Annotated in this window: 2 protein-coding genes; both read left to right on the top strand. The window is 75.3% G+C overall.

From position 1 onward, the window contains the following. The first annotated feature begins 133 nt into the window (after positions 1-133). Positions 134-1,570 carry a pyridoxal-dependent decarboxylase gene (locus tag AA75_RS04965; RefSeq protein ID WP_051811865.1) on the top strand — a complete coding sequence of 479 codons (1,437 nt, stop codon included), beginning with the start codon at positions 134-136 and terminating at the stop codon, positions 1,568-1,570. A gap of 94 nt (positions 1,571-1,664) precedes the next feature. Then, positions 1,665-3,033, top strand: a 1,369-nt coding sequence (locus AA75_RS04960; RefSeq protein ID WP_033818512.1) for a GNAT family N-acetyltransferase, incomplete at its 3' end; no start/stop codon positions are given.

Raw genomic sequence — 3,033 nt, 5'->3', positions numbered from 1 at the left:
CCGGGGTCGCAGGGGCGGGCGTCGGCCGGGGCGGGCCTGGGTCCGGATACGGGTCCGGGCGGGGCGTACGATCGTGGCCAGCCTGGTGCGCCGAGGAAGTCGCGCCGCCATTGCACCCTGATGGAGCACCACCGTGAGCGACGACTTCCGCACTGCCGCCCGTACGGCCGCCGAGCTGGTCTCCGACTACCTCGACGCCCTCCCGGACCGCCCGGTCTGGCAGCCGATGGACCCGGCGGACCGGCAGGCACTGCTGGAGCTGGAACTCCCCGAGCACGGTACCGGCCTCACCGACCTGCTCGGCGTGATCGGCAAGCAGGTGATGCCCGCGCCGATGGGCAACGGCAGCCCCCGCTTCTTCGGCTGGGTGAACTCCGCCCCGCAGCCCGCCGGGGTGCTCGCCACCCTCGCCGCCTCCGCCATGAACCCCAGCTCGGCCGGCGGCGACCACGCCGACGTCCACCTGGAGCGGGCCGTGGTCCGCTGGATCGCCGAACTGGTCGGCTTCCCGCACCCGCCCGGCGGCGGCATCCTCACCTCCGGCACCTCGATGGCCACCATCCTGTGCCTGGCCGCCGCCCGGCAGCGGGCCGCCCGCCGGATCGGCCACGACCTGCGCGAGGACGGCCTGGCCGGGCTGCCGCCGATGGTCGGCTACGTCACCGGCGAGACCCACTCCTGCGTCCGCAAGGCCGCCGAACTGCTCGGCCTCGGCAGCCGGCACCTGCGGACCGTCGCCACCGACCACGAGGGCCGGCTGGACACCGCCGCCCTGCGGGCCGCCGTCGCCGAGGACCGCGCGGCCGGCCGCCTGCCGTTCCTGGTGGTCGCCTCGGCCGGCACCGTCGGCACCGGGGCCGTCGACGCGTTCCACCCGATCGCCGACCTGTGCGCCGGGGAGGACCTCTGGCTGCACGTCGACGGCGCGTACGGGGCGTTCGGCGTGCTGGACCCGGCCATCGCACACCGCTACGCGGGCATGGACCGCGCCGACTCGCTCGCCCTCGACCCGCACAAGTGGCTCGGCGTACCGGTCGACTGCGGCTGCGCCCTGGTCCGCGACACCGAGGCGCTGCGCTCCACCTTCAGCCTGGTGCCGTCCTACCTGCGCGACGACGCGGCGGGCGAGCTCGGCTGGTTCTCCGAGTACGGCATGGAGCAGACCCGCCCGTTCCGCTCGCTGAAGGTGTGGGCCACCATCGCGCACCGCGGCCGGGCCGGCATCAGCGCCGACATCGCCCGCTGCACCGCGCTGGCCAGGCACCTCGGCGCCCTGGTCGAGGCCGACCCGGAGCTGGAGCTGCTGGCCCCGGTGGAGACGTCCATCGTGGCGTTCCGCCACCGGCCCGCCGGACTCACCGAGCAGGAGCTCGACACGCTGAACGCGCGCCTACCCGCCGCCGTCCAGCAGCGCGGGCGGGTCTTCGTCACGGGGGCCCTGCTGGCGGGGCGGGAGATGCTCCGGGCGTGCCTCCTCAACGCCGCCACCACCGAGGACGATCTGCGGCTGCTGCTCGCCGAAGTGCGGTCCGCCGGAGCCGAACTGACGGACCGTCCGGTGACCGGCTGACCACTCTCGGCCATCGGGCAGCCATTCGAGGACATTAACCAACAGGTCACGGGGGATTCGTGATCGTGAAACACCGGCGCGACACCATGACGACATGGACGTTTCCTCGCACACCCAGCGCTCCGCCCCCTCCCGCGCGCAGCGCCGCGGCGCCCGCCGGCACGGCTGGCGCAGAGACACCGTCGAGCTGGCGGCGGTGTTCGTCGCCGTCGCCGCGGCCGACCTGGTGGCCAACGTCGTGGTGCACGGCCACGACGGGCCGGTGCTGCTCGCCGTCTCGGCCGCCGCACTGCTCGCCACGGCGCTGTTCCACAGCTGGTGGGCGCACCGGCACCCGCACGGGCCGCCCGCGCCCGACACCCCGGCACCGCCCGGCGAGGCCGAGGCGACCGGCCCGCTGGACGCGTACCGGGCAAGCACCCTGTGGCGGATCCGCGCCACCGTCGAGGACTCCCCCGGCAGCCTGGCGCGGATCTGCACCGCCCTGGCCGGGCACGGGGTCAACATCGTCTCCATGCAGGCGCACCCGCTGCCCACCGGCACCGTCGACGAGTTCTTCGTCCGGGCCCCGCAGAGCCTCGGCCGGGCCGAACTCACCGCCGCCGTGGCCGCGGCCGGCGGGCACGACATCTGGACCGACCGGGCCGACGCCCACGACCTGGTGGACGGGCCGACCCACGTCCTCGCGCTCGCCACCCGCACCGCCCTGGACGCGGCAGAGCTGCCGGTCGCGCTGCGTCAGCTGTTCGGCCGGTGCACGATCCGGCAGTACCCGGCGCTCGGCGCGGCGACCCCCGCCGGGGTGGCCGGCCACGTGATGCGGCTGCCGGTGCCCGGCGGCGACCTGATCGAACTCACCCGGCCGCACCTGCCCTTCACCCCGACCGAGTTCGCCCGCGCCCAGGCCCTGGTCGAGCTGGACAGCCTGCTCGGCCCCCGGGTGCCCAAGGTCGAGGCCAGGCTCACCATGCCCGCCGGGGCCGACCTCACCGTCCGCCGGGCCGAACCGGCCGACAAGGCCGCGGCGCTCGAGATGCACCACCGCTGCTCCCCGGACACCCTGCGCAAGCGCTACCACGGGCCGGTCCGGGACGCCGACCGCTACCTCGACCACCTGCTCGACCCGCGCCACGGGCAGACCCTCGCGGTCGAGACCCAGGACGGCCGGATCGTCGCGCTCGCACACCTGCTCTGGGACGACGAGGGGGCGGAGGTCGCCCTGCTGGTCGAGGACGACTGGCAGCGACGGGGGCTCGGCGTCGACCTGCTCCGCCGGATGGCCGCCCTTGCACTGGAGGCGGGCGTCCCCACCGTGTACGCCGTCACCCACGCCTCCAACGGCGGCCTGATCGCCACCATGCGGCGCCTGTCCGCCCCCCTCGACTACCAGGTCGAGGACGGCACCCTGGTCATCACGGCCCACCTCGCCGAGGCCACCGAACAGCTCCCCACCCCCTGGCCCA

Source organism: Kitasatospora sp. MBT63 (assembly GCF_000710465.2).
Classification (GTDB): Bacteria; Actinomycetota; Actinomycetes; order Streptomycetales; family Streptomycetaceae; genus Kitasatospora.
The sequence above is the reverse complement of the archived record's forward strand: the minus strand, read 5'-3'. Positions and strand labels throughout refer to the sequence as shown.